Raw genomic sequence first — 16936 nt, forward strand, 5'->3', positions numbered from 1 at the left:
GTAAGGTGTAGCTAAGAAGACCGTTGACAGCGCGTCAAGAAAATGATCGATAAGTGGTACTGGTATTTTAGGTGTTACAAGTGACTGATTTCCGACGCTGATCTAAGTTCTTGTTTGTTCGATGATGCGTCAAAAAAACCGCGATCCAGAGCCTTTTGATTCGGTTGCTAGAGGTGCACTTCGACGGCCAACGGCAAATGATCCGACAAGTGCGTCCAGGGTTTATGACTGAGAATTCGTGGTTCATGGCTGCTGGCGTTACGCAGGTAAACCCGGTCCAGACGCAACAATGGAAAGCGTGCCGGGTAGGTTTTGGCCGGGCGCCCGTCGTGGCGTTCGAACGCCTCATGCAGGTAGTCTCGTCGAGCGAGTGCGGCGTTGCCTTGCAGCTGCCAATCGTTGAAGTCACCCGCGATGATCACCGGGGCATCGTCAGGCAGGGATTCGAGCAATAAGCAGAGCAGTTGCAGCTGCAACTGGCGATGACTTTCGAGCAGACTCAGGTGCACGCAAATCGCATGGACTTGCGCATGCCCCGGCACCTCCAGCACACAATGCAACAACCCACGGCGTTCGGGGCCGGTGATCGACACGTCCAGGTTACGAAATTCGCGGATCGGGTATTTCGACAGCAGGGCATTGCCGTGGTGGCCGTCGGGGTAGACCGCATTGCGTCCATACGCGAAATCACTCCACATACTGTCGGCGAGAAATTCGTATTGCGAGGTCTGTGGCCAGTTGTAGTAACGGGAAGAATGCCGATCGTGTTCTCCCACCACTTCCTGAAGGAACACCAGATCCGCCGCCGTACTGCGCACAGCTTCGCGCAGCTCCGGGAGGATGAAGCGCCGGTTGAAGGCGGTGAAGCCCTTGTGAGTGTTGACCGTCAGCACCCTGAGGCGATGGATCGCCGGGGACGGGTTCAGCGTGGCCCGTTGCTCGGAATCGCTGGTCACGTGTGCTCCTCTGAATCTGGCCTGCTTATGCATGCGACTGATGCGGCGGCGGGCAGTTCAGTCTAAGCGACACCAAACCAATGTGGGAGCGAGCCTGCTCGCTCCCACACAGGGATAGTCTCAGACGAAGACAATTTCATAGGGCAATCGCATACGGTCCAAGAGCACTCGGGGCAGCAGGGGAGCGATGCCGAGGGCCGGTTCACCGTCGAGCTGGCTGGCGTAGGCGTGGGTGGCGTGGCTTTTACGCGCGACGGTCCAGGTGTCGAGGCGTACTTTGCGTGCGCGGTGCCAAGGCAGGAGGCCCTGGTCTCGAACCGGCCAGTGCCAGGCCCAGACAGGCACTTCATGGAACGCCGCACCGACCCTGCTCGCCGCAACGGCGCTGGCTCGGCCGACGGCGTCGTGATCCGGCGTGCCGTCTTCGCGCCAGACGCTGAACACTACATCGCCAGGCCGCAAGTAGCGGGAGATGAATTGGGTCAGTTGTGCCTCCTGCTCGGCCAAGGTGAAGTCAGTGAAGCCACCACGAATCCATTTCAGGCTGTGCATGGGCAAGCCCAGCCGACGCAGGGCCTCGACGCTTTCCTGGCCACGAAACACGCTCAGGCGCTTTTCCGACCACTGTTGTGAACCCGGCTGGCTGGCACTGCCATCGGTGACCGAGATCAATTGCAGCGGATGACCCAGGTTTGCAAGCAGCTGCAGCAGGCCGCCACAGCTGACCACTTCGTCGCCGGGATGCGGCGCAATCACCACGGCGCGTGCGCCGGCGGGGACCAGGGTCTGGGTATTGATGACGGGGATGTTGTCCAGTTGCAGCGCGCTGTTCCAGATTTGTCCTGGCTGGCTGCTGTCGATGATAGAGAGGGGTTTCATCGGCCTACGTCCTTGTTTTGTTTGATAGCAATGTGCAACGTTCCGTACCTTGGATTGTCGCGAACAGAGTATTGCTTATGTATCGCTATTCGTCGCGTGGCGGTTTCATCTGAGGCGGTTTTTTTTAACCAACTCGTACCAAATCGTGTAAACAGTCGCCGAACCCGCCACGCGCCCGACTGTTCAGGCGGGCACGCGGTGCGCAGCGCAGCTCCATTTCACTCTTCTTCCTCATGCTGCAACTCGAACAGCAGCAACGAACGGCCGGTTACCGAATATTCGTGATCGAGTTCAAAGCGTTCCTGCCCGCGAATCGACGGTTGATTGGTGTCGATCATGCAAGTCCAGAACCCGCCGTCAGGCACTTGCGGCAGCGTGAAGTTGACGATGTCGTGGTGCGCGTTGACCACCAGCAACAGCGTCGCGTCTGCGCCCTTGCGGCGGATCCCGGTTTCCTGGGCACGGCCGTCGAGCAGGATACCCAGGCACCGACCATGGGCTTCGCCCCATTGCTCCTGGGACATTTCAGTGCCGTCCGGTGCCAGCCAGGTCACGTCCTTGACCCCGATGTCTTCGTTGTAATTGCCCACCAGGAAACGGCCACGTCGCAGGATCGGGTACGCCAGACGCAACTTGATCAGGCGTTTGACGAACTTGAGCAGGGCCTTGCCGTCCTCGCTGAAGTCCCAGTTGACCCAGCCGATTTCGCTGTCCTGGCAATAGGCGTTGTTATTGCCTTCCTGAGTGCGGGCAAATTCGTCACCTGCGACCAGCATTGGCGTGCCCTGGGACAGCAGCAGCGTGGCAAAGAAGTTGCGCATTTGCCGCTGGCGCAATTCGTTGATTTCAGGATCGTCGGTCGGGCCTTCAACGCCGTGGTTCCACGACAGGTTGTTGTTGCTGCCGTCCTGATTGTTCTCGTCGTTGGCTTCGTTGTGCTTGTCGTTGTACGACACCAGGTCGTTGAGGGTGAAACCGTCGTGGGCGGTGATGAAATTCAACGAGGCATAAGGGCGGCGGCCACGCTGGTTGAACATCTCGCCGGAGGCGGTCATGCGGCTGGCGAAATCGGCGAGTTGGCCGTCGTCACCTTTCCAGAACGCGCGCACGGTGTCGCGGAATTTGTCGTTCCATTCCACCCACCCCGGCGGAAAATTGCCGACCTGATAACCGCCGGGACCGCAGTCCCACGGCTCGGCAATCATCTTCACCTGACGTAGCACCGGGTCCTGACGGCAGGCCACGAGGAAGCTGTGACGCTCATCGAAACCGTCGTGGTAGCGCCCGAGAATGGTCGCCAGGTCGAAGCGGAAACCGTCGACGTGCATTTCTGACGCCCAGTAGCGCAAGGAGTCGGTGACCATTTGCAACACACAAGGGTGGCTCAAATCCAGGGTGTTGCCGGTCCCTGAATCGTTGATGTAGAAGCGTTTGTCTTCAGGCATCAAGCGGTAGTATGAGACGTTGTCGATACCGCGCATGGACAGGGTTGGCCCTTGTTCATTGCCCTCGGCGGTGTGGTTGTAGACCACGTCGAGGATCACTTCCAGATTGGCTTCGTGCAGGTGCGCGACCATTTCCTTGAACTCGGCGATCTTGCCGCTGGCCAGGTAGCGCGGGTCCGGGGCGAAAAACGCGATGCTGTTGTAGCCCCAATAGTTGGTCATGCCTTTGTGAAGCAAGTGTTGATCGTTGACGAACGCGTGGATCGGCAACAATTCAACCGACGACACACCGAGTTTGCGGATGTGGTCCAGCATGTCATCGACCATCAGCCCGGCGAACGTACCGCGCACATTCTCGGGAACGGAAGGGTGACGCATGCTGATGCCACGCACGTGGGTTTCGTAGATGATGGTTTTGTCCCACGGCACGCTGACGCGATGGTCATGGCCCCAGGTGTGGGCCGGGTCGATGACTTTGCATTTGGGCACGAAGGGTGCGCTGTCGCGTTCATCGAAACTGAGGTCCGCATCGGGGTGGCCGATGGTGTAGCCAAACAGCGCTTCGGACCATTTCAACTGGCCGACCAGTTGCTTGGCATAAGGGTCAATCAACAGTTTGTTGTGGTTGAAACGATGACCATTGGCCGGGTCATACGGGCCATGGACGCGATAGCCATAAATCAGTCCCGGATGGGCGTCGGGCAAGTAGCCGTGGTAGATCTCGTCGGTGTATTCGGGCAACTCGATGCGTTCAAGTTCCACCTCGCCCGAGTCATCGAAGATGCACAATTCGACCCGGGTGGCGTTGGCGGAAAACAAGGCGAAGTTGACCCCCAGGCCATCCCAGGTTGCGCCCAGCGGGAAGGGCAAGCCTTCACGGATTCGCGAAGCCTCGGCGTGAGGTTCTGGCGCGGTTTTCTTTGGCGTGGTCATAGGTGCTCCTGCAAGTGGGGATCAAGGGTTTTTCGGGGGCGAACGCCGCCCCAGTGGCGAGCGGACTCGCCACGTCATTGATCAAAACCAATCGAAAGGCCGTCAGGTGATGGGTGGCTTTTTTGTCACGCGAGGTTTCTTCTCGATCGCTTTTTCTCCCGGCGGGATGACTTTCGACGCTGCAGCAGGTTTGGCCTTGGCTTTGGGTTTAGCTGCGCTGGCTTTACCGTCCAGTGCGCCGTTCGCCTTACTGACCGCAGGTTTAGCGGCGGCGGTTTTACTGGTGCTGGCTTTCGCTGATTTTTTCGGTGCCAGGGCTTCGGCTTCGGCCAGCTTGCGCGCCATCTCCCAGTGTCGGGAGTCCTGGCCCTCCGGTTTGCCCTCCGATTCCCAGATCTGATAGGCAAATTCGCGAACGCGTTTATCGTCGGTACTCATCGCAATGCTCCTGAACTGAACTCAAGCTTGGGTAAAGTGTTGGATAAAGAGATTGACCGGAACAATCCCCAGCGCGGCGCTGATGTTCAGCTCCCTGTGTTTTGTGACTGCGACGCTGGAAAAAAGTCCCTTCAGATGTTCGTCAGAGGCGGCGAACGGTAATTTGACCCGTGTATCGCCCCACTGCAGCGCATCTATCCTTGGTTCGGCACTGTTTTTTTGCAGATCAGCGCAGCGTATCGTCACGATAACAATGGCGCGTTTTCCTTTCAGCGAACGAGCAAATGCCAGCACCCGATGGGCCTGGCTACCGACCACTTCAAGGGCTTGATAGGTCCCTCGCGAAAACAGTTCGGCATGCTCGGCCCGCAGGTTCAGCACCTCGGCAATCAGCGTCTGCTTGATGCGCCCGTCACGCCAGTTCGCCAACAACTCGGGCACGTCCGGTGTCGCTTGAAGGGCCCGTTGACGGCTGGCGTAATCCACCGGCCGGCGGTTGTCCGGATCCACCAGGCTGAGGTCCCAGAAGTCGTCGCCCTGATAGAGGTCCGGCACCCCCGGCACGGTCATTCGCAGCAAGGTTTGCGCCAATCCATTGAGGGCACCGGGGGCGGCAATGGCCTGCACCGCATTTGCGAGGGCGGCGCGTAACCGCTCACCTTCGGGGGCCAAAAACAGACGCTCGATAAACACCTGCATGGCGTGTTCATAGGGTTCGTTCGGCGCACTCCAACTGCTTTGCAGCTTGGCTTCACGCAGGGCTTTTTGTTGCCACTGCCAGAGGCGTTTGGCGTAGTCCTCAAGTGCAGATTGATCGTCAATCCGCAGGGTCAACGACCAGCTGCCGAGGATCGCCTGGTACAGAATCAGCTCATCGCCCGCCGTCGGCATCTGATCGTCATCGCGCAGCGGTTGGGCCAGCGTTCGCCAGAGCGGGACTTGCTCGGCATACCAGGCGCTGCGTTCACTCAGCACAGCTAAACGGGCACGGGTGTCTTCGCCGCGTTTGTGGTCGTGGGTGGCGGTGGCCAGCAGGTTGTCCGGGAATTTGGCCAAGCGATTGATGCAAGCGGCATGAAAATCGGACAGCGGGGCGCTGAACTGTTCGGTGCTGAAACCGACGTCATTGCGCGACAGCAACACTGCCGAGCGATAGAACGCGGTGTCTTCGACCGCTTTGGCGGCGGCCGGCGACGTCAGTTGCTGAAAGCGCACGCAGGCATGCTTGAGGCGCTTGCGCTGTCGACCCACCGGGCGTTTGCGCCAGGGCTCGCCGCCGAGCCAGCCGGCCAGGCAATCGAGTACCGGCCAGTCGGCTTCGCTCAGGGTCTGCCGCGCACCGTCCATGGCTTGCTGGAAAAATACATCGTCTTGGGTGGAGCGGCCACGGGGGCTGATGTAGGTGCGGTACACCGGGAAGTGCACGATCAATTCCTGCAACGCACGGCGGATTGCACCCAGGGTCAGGTCGCGGGTCATCAGGTCGTCCCGGGCCACTTGCAGCAAGGCCTGGGCAACGCTTTCGAAATCGCCGGCCAACGAGCCGTTGAGGATTTGCTGGCGTGCCAATTGCGCTTCCTGGCGGAAGTCGGCAGGTCGTTCGCTGAAGCGCTGCCAGAGTTCGCCCAAGGTCTGGGCGCCTTGCGGGTCGTGTTGCAACAGCGACAGCTGGTTCATGAATTCATAACCGGTGGTGCCGTCCACCGACCAGTCGCGGTGCAGGGTTTCGCCTTCGCCGAGGATCTTCTCGACGTAGATCGGCAGGTGCCGTCCCGGTGACAGGCTATCGACCCGGCGTCGCAATTTGCGGCAGTAACCACGGGGATCGGCGAGGCCGTCGATGTGGTCGATGCGCAGACCATCCACCAGCCCTTGCGCCACCAGTTCGAAGATTTTTGCGTGGGTGGCTTCAAACACGGCGGGCCGCTCGACGCGCAAGCCACCCAGTTCGTTGACATCGAAAAAACGCCGCCAGTTGATGTCATCCGCCGCTGTGCGCCAACTGGCCAGGCGATAACTCTGGCGTTCAAGCAGCGTGTGCAAGCGCTGGAAACCTTCGGGCGTCAGCGAGTCATAAGCGCCGAGGTGTTGCTCGATGGACGTGCGCACCGCCGGGTCGCTCGCCAGTTCACCCAGTTCGGCTTTCAGCGGCACCGCCAGGCGGTGAGCGTCAGTCTGGTAATTCAAGGTGGTGAAGCGTTCCGCCAGCAGTTTCAGCGGTTCGACATCCGTGGGCAGCAATTCGCCAAAATGCATTGGGCAGATCGGGAAGCGGTGGTCGTAATGCTGCACGTAAAAGCTGCCGTCCTGTGCATCGAAGCGCAAGGGCAGGGTGCCGTCCTGCAAGGCGATGCCGTAGTCGCTGCCCAGGAATGGCAGCAATAACTGACCTTCCATCAACGGGTCCGGCGAGTGCCATTGAATGTCGAAGAACTCGCCGAATGGGCTCAAACGCCCCCATTCCAGCAAGTCCAGCCACCAGGGGTTATCAGCGCCGCCGACGGCCATGTGGTTGGACACGATGTCGAGGATCAACCCCATCCGTTGTTCGCGCAGGGCATTGACCAAACGGCGCAGCGCGGCTTCGCCACCCAACTCGGGGTTGACGGTGGTCGGGTCCACCACGTCGTAGCCATGCATGGAGCCGGCGCGAGCCGCCAACAGCGGCGAGGCATAGATGTGGCTGATGCCCAGACTGGCGAAATACCCCACCAATGGCACCGCTTGATCCAGGGTGAAGCCTTTATGAAATTGCAGCCGCAGGGTTGCCCGCGGCGGTTGGATAAACGGTGCCGTCATTGGTCACGCTCGCCCGCCTGAAGCCGCGCGCAGGCGAGCAATTCCAGGCGCCGGGCCGCATCCGGATCATCGAGCAGGGCTTCGCTGTCGCCGGGCAGGCGCCTTGACCAGTTGGGGTGGGCGTCGATGGTGCCGGGCAGGTTGGCCTGCTGTTCAATGCCCAAGGCATCTTCCAGTGGCAACAACACCAAAGGCGCGCGAGTATGTCCCAGGAACCGGACGCTGGCGTCGAGCACTTGATCGGTTTCGTGGGACTCCTCGCGAAAGTTTTGCGGGTCTTCGCTCAGCACCCGACGCAGGCCTTCACGTTCGCGTTCACGATGTTGGCGCCACTCGATTTCGCTGCTGGCATCTATCAGGCCGAGCCGGGCGTTCCAGTCGATGTCGCGGCCATGCCACCAGCCATTGAGCGTCGGCAAGTCATGGGTGCTGGTGGTCGCCAGCGCGTTATCCGGCCAGTCGAGGATGGGCTTGAAGTGGGCGTTGTCCTGTTCAAACAACAACACGCGCATGCCGAGGATCGAGCGTGCGATGAGCTTTTCCCGCAGACCATCAGGCACGGTGCCGAGGTCTTCGCCCAGCACAATGGCTTGATGACGATGGGATTCGAGTGTCAACAAACGCAGCAAATCGTCCACCGGGTAGTAAAGGTAGGCACCATCGCGGGGCGGCGCGCCGTTGGGAATCACCCACAGCCGTTGCAGGCCCATGATGTGGTCGATCCGCAGGCCGCCGGCGTGGGCGAAATTGGCGCGCAGCATTTCGATAAACGCGCGAAACCCGTTGCGCACCAAACCTTCAGGCGAAAACGCGGAAATGCCCCAGCCCTGGCCGGTGCGGTTGAGGATGTCCGGCGGCGCACCTACCGTCAGTGAGGCGAGCAATTCGTCCTGGCGACTCCAGGCCTGACTGCCGCCGCCGTCGGCACCGACGGCGAGGTCGGCAATCAGCCCGATGCTCATGCCGGCACTGCGGGCGGCGGCTTGCGCGCGCTCAAGACAACGGGTAATCAGCCACTGGCAGAAGGCGAAGAAACCGATGCGTGTGGCGTTCTCTTCAGCGAACTCGGCAAGGGCGACGCTGCGCGAGTCGCGCCATTGTTCGGGCCATTCGCGCCAGTCGAGGCTTTCACCCAAGGTGGCGCGGGCTTCTTGGAGCGCTTCGAAGCGGCAATGATTTTCCAGTGCTTCGCCCGAGGCATGGCGGAAACTGCTGAAGTCTTCGTGCAACGGATGTTCGCCGTGGACAAAGCCCTCGTACAACGCCTGCAAAATGCGGTGTTTGGCGTGCGCGGCCACGGGCCAGTCAATCAGTGGGCGTTCCTCAAGCTGCTGCAGTTCGGCGGCGAGCCCGGTGGCGTCAATCGCCGCGCGCATCGCCCGCTCGCCAAGGATTGCACCGGGAGCGGCGTACAGGCTGTTGAGAAACAACCGGCTGGAAGGCGAGTAAGGGCTGTAGCGCTGTGTATCACTGCCGAACATGGCGTGCAACGGACTGATCGCCAACGCTTCGGCGCCGCGTTCACCGGCCACCCGGGCGAGGTCTTCAAGTGCCTGGGTATCGCCGAAACCGCCATCGCCGACCCGCCGCAGTGAGTACAGCTGCACGCTCAGGCCCCAGGTGCGCGGGATCGGATTGTCGACGGCATCGCCGACGCTATAGCAGCGTTCAGGTGCCACCGCGAGGGTGAAGGATTGGCCATCGATGCTGACGTGCTGGTAGCCGACCGGAATCAACCCAGGCAGCACCGCCTGCGCATCGAGCTTCAGGTTGATCCACGAACCGTCTTCGAGATGAATGTCACAGGGCGTTTCGGGCTCAAAGTAACGCGCCAGATCGAGGCCCGCACCGACGTCGACGGTCATCAGCGGGGGCAGGCGGTGGGTCTGCTGGGCAGCTTGCAGCTCCAACAGACTTGCATCGATTTCCTGGGCACTGCCGGCCGGATGGCCGAGGCCTGTGAGCACCGCGCGTAACACCGACGGGCCGACTTTCTGTGCGCGACCATTGGCGTCGATCCAGTCGACGGCCAGGCCTGCGCGGCTGGCCAGTATTTCTAGTTGCGCATCGCTCATGGGCGCTCTCCGTTCGAAGGTAGCAAAGGGGCTGCGGCCGTGAGGCTGACTAGCGCGCAATACGGGGCAAGTTTGCCCTGGCGTAACAGGCCGGCTGAGTGGGGCGGGTGTTCGAACAACAAGAGGGTGTCGGCCTCTGGGGTGTGGACCACCGGCGTGTCGCTGAGGTTCAGGTCAATGCGCAGCTCACTGCCATCGCCCAGCCGCCAGCGTGCGCTCACTGCACCCTGCCCTAACACATCGGCGCCCAGTGTCTGGGTACCAGGCAGGCGAGGGGTGAGGTGCTGGTGGCGCAGTTGCAACAGGCGGCGATACACATCGTGAATGGCCGGCAGAGCGCTGGCGTTCAGCTTCGGTTGCGATGCTTCAAAGGTTTGGGGGGCATTCGGGTCAGGAATCTGTTCACGCTGGTGGGGATCAGCGAAGGCGCTGAACGCTGCGAACTCGTTGCGTCGACCTTCGCGCACCTGTTCTGCGAGTTCGTCGTGGTGGCTGGTGAAAAACAGAAACGGTGCCTGCGCTGCGAATTCGTCACCCATGAATATCAGCGGGATCATCGGCGACAACAGCAGTAATGCGGTGGCGGCGTAAAGCGCATCAGGGTGGGTCAGTTGATGCAGCCGTTCGCCTAACGCGCGGTTGCCGATCTGGTCATGGTTTTGCAGAAACAGCACGAAGGCGGTCGGCGGCAAATGACCACTGGGCTCACCTCGAGGCGTGCCGTGGCGGTTGAGCTGGCCCTGAAACACAAAACCCTGGCTCAGGCAGCGAGCGAGTTGTTCGGTGGGCTGTTGGGCGTAATCGGCGTAGTAGGCATCGGTTTCACCGGTCAGTAACACATGCAGGGCGTTGTGACCGTCATCGTTCCACTGCGCATCGAAGCCCTGTTCCAGCAGGCTGGCCTGATTGTGTTCGTTCTCCACCATCAGCCACACATGGCGGGTGGGCCCGGTTTGTTGGCGAACACGTTGGGCCAGTTCTTCAAGGAAGTCCGGGCTTTCAATGGCGTGCACCGCGTCCAGGCGCAAACCGTCAAAGCGATATTCCAGTAGCCACATCAGCGCGTTGTCGATAAAAAAATCCCGCACCTCACGCTGCCGGAAGTCGATGGCCGCCCCCCACGGCGTGTGTTTGTCTTCGCGGAAAAAGCCTTTGGCGTAGTGATGCAGGTAATTGCCATCCGGGCCAAAGTGGTTGTAAACCACGTCGAGAATCACCGCCAGGCCGAGGCCGTGGGCGGTGTCGATCAGGTGTTTGAGTTGTTCGGGCGAGCCGTAGGACGCCTGGGGTGCGTAAGGCAGGACGCCGTCGTAACCCCAATTGCGCTCACCGGGGAATTGCGCCAACGGCATCAGCTCAATCGCCGTGATGCCGAGTTCGACGAGGCGCGACAGGTGTTGCTCGACGGCACTGAAACCGCCGAGCACACCGACGTGCAGCTCGTAGATGATCGCCTCATTCCATGGCCGACCGTGCCAGGTGTTGTGTTGCCATTGATAGGCCCGCGGATCGACCACCACGCTATGGCTGCCGATGTCGCCGGCTTGCGCACGGGAGGCCGGGTCCGGCACCTCCAGTTCGCCATCGATGTTGTAGCGGTAACGGGTCCCCGCCGGGCAGCGGGTCTTTATCACGAACCAGCCATCAGCCTGAGGCAACAGCGGCAAGGATTGTCCATTTTCCAGTTCGACACTGACGTAAAACGCATCAGGCGCCCACAAGGCAAAACGCGTGTGCTCTGCGTCCAGCATGATTGCGCCGTGGGGCCAGGTCTCAAGGGTCCGTAACGGCATCGTTGAAAACCTCTTACTGTCGGCCCGATTTACCCAAGGCCTTAGCCACAAGCTGTTCGTAGAGTTCGGCGTAAGGCTCCACCGCCTTGCACCAATTGAACGGAGCGGCCATGGCCCGGCAACGCATCGCATGAAGCAGGTCGGGGAAGGCGAACACCTTGAACGCCCGGCTCAGGGCTTCCTGGTAGCTTTCGACAGAAGATTCATCGAAGAGAAAACCGGTCACGCCGTTTTCAATGGTGTCGGCCAAGCCGCCGGTATTGCGTGCCACCGGCAGTGAACCGAAGCGCTGGGCGTACATCTGGCTCAGGCCGCAGGGTTCGTAACGCGAGGGCATCAGCAGGAAATCGCTGCCGGCGAACATGCGTCGGGCGTCGGTTTCGTTGAAGCCGATGCGCACGCCAATCTGCCCTGGAAAACGCAGGGCCAATTCACGCATGGCTTGTTCCTCTTCCGGCTCGCCACGGCCGATGATTGCAATCTGGCCACCCGATTTGACGATGTATTCGGAGACCGCTTCGGTCAGGTCCAGGCCTTTCTGATAGACCAGACGCGACACCACGGCAAACAGCGGACCCTCGGAGTCAGCCAGGCCGAACAGCTCGCGCACATGCGCGGCGTTGACGGCTTTGCCGTCCCAGTCACCGATGTTGAAGGGGCAGAACAGGTGCGAGTCCGTGGCCGCGTCCCAGCTTTCATCGATGCCGTTGGGAATGCCGCTGAGCAGGCCTTGCTGGGTCTTGGCGGCGAGAAAACCGTCGAGGCCACAGCCGAAGGCCGGTGTGGTGATTTCCTGGGCGTAGGTGGCACTGACGGTGGTGATGTGGCTCGAATAGGCCATGCCAGCCTTGAGGAACGACATCTTGCCGTAGAACTCCATGCCTTCCTGTTGCAGGGCGTGCGCGGGAATCCCCAATTCGGGGCACGAGCCGAGGCTGGTAACGCCCTGGTAGGCCAGGTTATGGATGGTGAACAGGGTCGGGGTGCGCTGCCCACGCCAGTGCATGTAGGCAGGTGCCAGGCCTGCGGGCCAGTCATGGGCGTGCACCAGATCCGGGCACCAGTGAATTTGTGCAAGATTGGCGGCGATATCCGCGGCGGCGAGGCCCAGACGGGCGAAACGGATGTGGTTGTCTGGCCAGTCGCGGCCATTGTTGGCGCCGTAAGGCGAACCTTCGCGCTCGTAGAGTTCAGGGCAGATCAACACGTAGATGACCAGACCGTCCGGCATGTCCATGCGCCCGATCTTGCAGGGCGGCAGTGCGGCGTGCCCACCCAGTTCACCAATGATGTGGATCGGGTTTTCGCTGTGCAGCACTTGCGGATAGCCGGGAATAAGCACCCTCACATCGTGCAGGTGCGACATGGCGCGTGGCAGCGCGGCGGAAACGTCGCCCAGACCGCCGGTTTTCACCAGGTCGGCAATCTCGGAGGTGACAAACAACACTTTCTTTCTATTCGGATTCTGACTGGCAGCCGGTGTCAGCGTCTTGGTGCCAGGTACGCTGATCGATTGCGCGCTCGGTGCATTCACGGCGCTCGAATCGCCGACCTGCTGATGAGCACGTTCACCCTGAATATCTAAAGCCGCACTTGTCATATGAATCTCCGTGGTGTTGATCTAATTCTTAGGTCTGGCACAAACGGTGTGGCCAAATCCTGCGGCCGGGCGCAAACGCGCACGCATTGGTAGCAAATGCTGCCCAATGCGGTGAAGCAGATGGCTGGAGGGGCCGTTGCAAGGAATGCACCAGTCGCGTTGGCCCTACCTTTACCCAGACCCATGGCCAGGACTGAAAGTTTCGAGTTTTTTACAGCCAGATGACCGACTTGTTTTACCTCGCGAAAATGAGTCTAGGCCAGATCCTAGAGCGGGGCGGGTCATCTGGTGAAATTGTTCGACAATCAGTTTTCAGAGGGTAAAAGAACCGTGTGACGAAGGGGTGACTGCACCGACGAAGTGCAGGTTTATTTTTGGCTATGGGTCGAAACGGGACTGGCAAGTCACAAAAATGGGCGGGAAGGGAGGTGGGATTGCACTGTTGTGGTGCGTTTGATTCGGTAGGGGGTGTGTTTGATGGTTCCTTCGCTGGCAAGTCGAATCGTCGCACCGCAGCTCCTACTGGGTTCGTGTATTCCCTGTTGGAGCTGGCTTGCCAGCGAAGAATTTGACTCGGTCTTAAGTGAGAACCCGAATTGGTTTCCCCGCCGACCACCGTTCATGGGCTGACCACTTGTCGCTACTGTCAGATCTGACAGTAGCCAGCCCACTGCCAATTCCTGTGTGATCGCTCCAACCGTTGCGCCGAAACCAGGCCAGCCACGTCCGATGCAGGAGCGTTTTCATGACCGTTAGCCAGCCACCCGTTGCCATTTCGTCCGATAACACCGTCCTGGCGCTGGACCCACCTCGCGTGCTGGGCGCGACCCGCCCGGTGGTTGGCGCAGACATCGGCGTCTCATTGGTTATCTATGATCTGGTCAACGATGGCCTGGGCGCGACGGTCGAGGTGGATCCGCCCTTGGTGGGGACGGTGAATCCTAACGATGTGATTGAGCTTTGGCTGGAGGGGGAAACCACGTTCCTGGACAGTGAAATCATTGTCGATGTGAACGCCAAAACGATGCTGCGCATCCCCAAGGGCCGCCTGCACCCGGACCGGGTCAATGAGCTTTTCTACATCATCAGACGAGGCAGTGATAACAGGGGCACCTCCGACCCGCTGTCCCTGCTGTACAACAAGATCCGCCCCGGTCTGAAAGACACCAAGCCCGAGGTCGACGGGCATTCCGAGCTGGCCTTGTTGTTGCCCGACGCAATCAAGAACGGCGTCGGCGCCGATTTTGTCAGTGCACAGGTGTGCGTGTCCTATCCGTACTGCCGGGCCTACGACACGATCACGTTGAAATGTAACGGCGAAATCATGTCGCACATGGTGGGCCAGAACGAGGCACCGCAGCCGCCGAATCCGGGTTCGCCGAACCCGATCACCGTGTGTTTTACCGTGGGCCGGGCCTACCTGGATAGCGCCGTACGACCGAGTGGCAAGCTCGACTTTTCCTACACCGTCACTGATCAGCTCGGCAATACACCGGACACCGATGCAGTCTGGTCGGCGTCGCAAACCGCGGACGAGGACCTGGCCGGCACGCGCTTGCCCGAGCCCATCCTGCGGGAAATCCAGAACGATCCGACAGACGATCCAGGCATCATCGACCTGGAAAAACTGGGCAACAACCCCCTATTGCTGATCGTATTGACCAGCGACCCACGTTTCGATTTAGGCGATGCCCTCAGTGCAACCTACACCGCAAAAGTCGACGGCCAGCCAGACGTGGTGGTGACGGTGACCGGCAATGTCGAAGCCGATGAATTCGGGCAAAAGAAACCTTGTGTGCTGCAAGTGGCCAACGACAAAGTCATTGTCGGCAGCTTGGTGACCGCGACGTATCAGTTGCTCAAAGGTGGCACGCCGGCCGGCACTTCCAAAGAGGCCACGGCGCGGGTGGTGGGTAAAAGTGCGATTGAGTTGAATCCACCGACCTTGCCATCCGCCCCCAACCCCTTTCACCCGCTGAACTACCCTCAAGGCGTCAGCGTGCGTATCGACCATGCCGGCGCCGTACCTGGTGACAAGGCGCGCCTGTTTCTGCTGAATCCACTGCCGGAGTCGCCCGCGTTTGTCGATCTGCCGCTGGATCAGAAATTTGCCCTGTTCACCCTCGATGCCACCTTCCTCGGGTTGTGGCACGGCAAGGTGCCGCAGTTGGCCTGGAAGTTGATTAAAGGCGGGCAACCGGTTGCCGAATCGAAGCCGTTGATGGTGGCCGTGAACCGGATTGCGAATGACGACCCGCGGTTGAGCAAGCCGACGATTGATGGTGCGGCAGGGGACGGCGTGCTGGACGTGGCGCAGATGCAGGACTCTGCCCAATTGAGGGTGGCTGCGTGGTTGCTTCAGGTGTCGCGGCACTGTATCTGGTTACGTTATGACGGCTTTGACAAGCAAGGCGTTACGACGGAGTGGGTGGTATGGGCGGGGGCGCCGCATGCTTCCACGTCGGGGGTGACCACGGCAGCGGCCATTGCGTGGCTGCGAACGCTCAAGGACGGTTCGAGGTTGACCATTACCTTTGGTGTGAGCTTCGAAAAGAAGGCCGACGCCGCGACGATGGTCAGGTTTCCGGTGCAGGTTTATACCATCAGGGCGGTCGAGCTGGTGATTCCGGGGATCGACTCAGTGACTGACTCCAAAGGTGTCGAGATCGTCAATGGCGGTACCACTGTCGATGAAATCCTCACACTCAAGGGCATCGCAAGCCAGGGGCAGACCATTCAGCTTTACGATGGTACGACGCCAGTGGGGCCGGTCGTCCTTGTTCGCGCCGACGGCGAGTGGGAGCAAACCCTGAGAAATCTGGCGGAGGGTGCGCACAGTTTCACTGCCAAAGCATTGTATGGTGCGGGGGAGGCGTCAGCATCGTGGAAGGTGACCGTGGTCGCAGTAGAGACTCCGAAAATCACTTCTGCGAAAGACGGCCACAACAACACTATCGACGAGGGCGGAACCACGGTGGATATAGCCGTGACGCTATCTGGCACCGCGACGCCGGGGCAATTGGTAGAAATCTTTGAGGGAGGCGACTCTAAAGGGACCGCTCCGGTTGAAGCTTCCCGTATCTGGATCAAACCCGTGTCTATCCAACGGCTTGGGATGCATAACTTCACCGTCAAGGGGCTCTATGGTGACAACCCAGTTTCTTCGCCGCCATGGCGGCTCACCGCTGCTGCTGCGGAAAGACCCGTGATCGAACGAGCGCTTACAGAGCAACCCATCTTGATGTCAGTCCCCAAGGATCATGCCACTGCAAGTACGATACTCAGGCTTGAGGGCACAGCCAGCGATGGGCGGGAGGTGGAGGTTTTTGACGGGAAGGAGTCGATGGGAATAGTTAAAGCCGAAAACGGGATATGGACCATTCGACTCTCAGGGCTAAGCTTGGCAACACATACCTTTATTGTTCGAGCCCGATATGGTCAAGACGCTGAGTCACTGCCGTATACGATCATCGTCGCGTCTCCTGTGGCTCGCCCGACTATTACGAATGCTAGTTGGAATGGAGCGATCCCACCGGGCAGCAACTACAACGGAATTTACGTAAATTGGTCCGGGACTGTTGCCACTGCACCATACCCCCGAATGGCTTTCCTTGGCAATGCATCAGGAGGTGGGTATGGAGGCACGGTCTTTCCTGGGGGCGGGACCTGGGCCAGGCAAGGGATCTACGCCACGAATGACCGCCCCTACAGCCGAAATTTTGTATTGTCCGACGCCCTCGCGCTTCAGCAGTCGATCCCACATCCAATCCGGTTTGTATGACCCTTCGGGAGGAAAAGGGGGCGCATTCATTTACCGGCCCGATCTTTCGTCCCCGGTAGTTGAATGAGTAATTAAACGGCGATGTTTAAAGGACATCTCCAGACACTCTCTCAGGCTACACATCCTTGCGCCGTTGCCTACGACTGCGCCAGAATCCGCCGGCTTGTGCGCCTATGGGGCGGGCTCTATTGTTTCCGGGTCGCTGACCAATCAGCGATCGGGTTTAGCAGCTCGGAG

9 protein-coding genes are annotated in these 16936 nt (G+C 60.1%); 1 reads left to right on the forward strand and 8 read right to left on the reverse strand.

Annotated features, from left to right (window positions below; translation table 11 throughout):
* Positions 1-167: 167 nt before the first annotated feature.
* The 8 genes from AC3ISI_RS12695 to glgA form a co-directional block, all read right to left on the reverse strand.
* The gene (locus AC3ISI_RS12695; RefSeq protein WP_489337265.1) at positions 168-956 is read right to left on the reverse strand and encodes an endonuclease/exonuclease/phosphatase family protein; all 789 of its coding nucleotides are present in this window, start codon (positions 954-956) and stop codon (positions 168-170) included.
* 120 nt (positions 957-1076) lie between these two features.
* Positions 1077-1835 (reverse strand): PIG-L deacetylase family protein, encoded by a 759-nt coding sequence (locus AC3ISI_RS12700; RefSeq protein WP_489337266.1) that lies wholly within the window; start codon positions 1833-1835, stop codon positions 1077-1079.
* Between the two features lie 218 nt (positions 1836-2053).
* Entirely contained in the window at positions 2054-4213 is a 2160-nt protein-coding gene (glgX, locus tag AC3ISI_RS12705) for a glycogen debranching protein GlgX (protein WP_489337267.1), read from the reverse strand.
* A gap of 102 nt (positions 4214-4315) precedes the next feature.
* Entirely contained in the window at positions 4316-4651 is a 336-nt protein-coding gene (locus AC3ISI_RS12710) for a DUF2934 domain-containing protein (protein ID WP_489337268.1), read from the reverse strand.
* Positions 4652-4672: 21 nt separating this feature from the next.
* Complete coding sequence (locus AC3ISI_RS12715; RefSeq protein ID WP_489337269.1) at positions 4673-7450, reverse strand: malto-oligosyltrehalose synthase; 2778 nt, start codon at positions 7448-7450, stop codon at positions 4673-4675.
* The gene (gene malQ, locus AC3ISI_RS12720; RefSeq protein ID WP_489337270.1) at positions 7447-9525 is read right to left on the reverse strand and encodes a 4-alpha-glucanotransferase; all 2079 of its coding nucleotides are present in this window, start codon (positions 9523-9525) and stop codon (positions 7447-7449) included. Before malQ ends, AC3ISI_RS12715 begins: the two co-directional genes overlap by 4 nt.
* Entirely contained in the window at positions 9522-11318 is a 1797-nt protein-coding gene (gene treZ, locus AC3ISI_RS12725) for a malto-oligosyltrehalose trehalohydrolase (protein ID WP_489337271.1), read from the reverse strand. The genes malQ and treZ overlap by 4 nt, the downstream gene beginning before the upstream one ends.
* Before the next feature lie 13 nt (positions 11319-11331).
* Positions 11332-12918 carry a glycogen synthase GlgA gene (glgA, locus tag AC3ISI_RS12730; RefSeq protein ID WP_489337272.1) on the reverse strand — a complete coding sequence of 529 codons (1587 nt, stop codon included), beginning with the start codon at positions 12916-12918 and terminating at the stop codon, positions 11332-11334.
* A 745-nt stretch (positions 12919-13663) separates the two neighbouring features.
* Here glgA and AC3ISI_RS12735 point away from each other — a divergent pair.
* Entirely contained in the window at positions 13664-16699 is a 3036-nt protein-coding gene (locus tag AC3ISI_RS12735) for a hypothetical protein (protein ID WP_489337273.1), read from the forward strand.
* The last annotated feature ends 237 nt before the right edge of the window (positions 16700-16936 follow it).

This window comes from Pseudomonas sp. GL_139_B (genome assembly GCF_057834475.1).

Coding starts and splice junctions, on each gene's coding strand:
- AC3ISI_RS12700 (WP_489337266.1), bottom strand. CDS start 1,835: ATGAAACCCCTCTCTATCATCGACAGCAGCCAGCCAGGACAAATCTGG.
- glgX (WP_489337267.1), bottom strand. CDS start 4,213: ATGACCACGCCAAAGAAAACCGCGCCAGAACCTCACGCCGAGGCTTCG.
- AC3ISI_RS12710 (WP_489337268.1), bottom strand. CDS start 4,651: ATGAGTACCGACGATAAACGCGTTCGCGAATTTGCCTATCAGATCTGG.
- AC3ISI_RS12715 (WP_489337269.1), bottom strand. CDS start 7,450: ATGACGGCACCGTTTATCCAACCGCCGCGGGCAACCCTGCGGCTGCAA.
- malQ (WP_489337270.1), bottom strand. CDS start 9,525: ATGAGCGATGCGCAACTAGAAATACTGGCCAGCCGCGCAGGCCTGGCC.
- treZ (WP_489337271.1), bottom strand. CDS start 11,318: ATGCCGTTACGGACCCTTGAGACCTGGCCCCACGGCGCAATCATGCTG.
- glgA (WP_489337272.1), bottom strand. CDS start 12,918: ATGACAAGTGCGGCTTTAGATATTCAGGGTGAACGTGCTCATCAGCAG.
- AC3ISI_RS12735 (WP_489337273.1), top strand. CDS start 13,664: ATGACCGTTAGCCAGCCACCCGTTGCCATTTCGTCCGATAACACCGTC.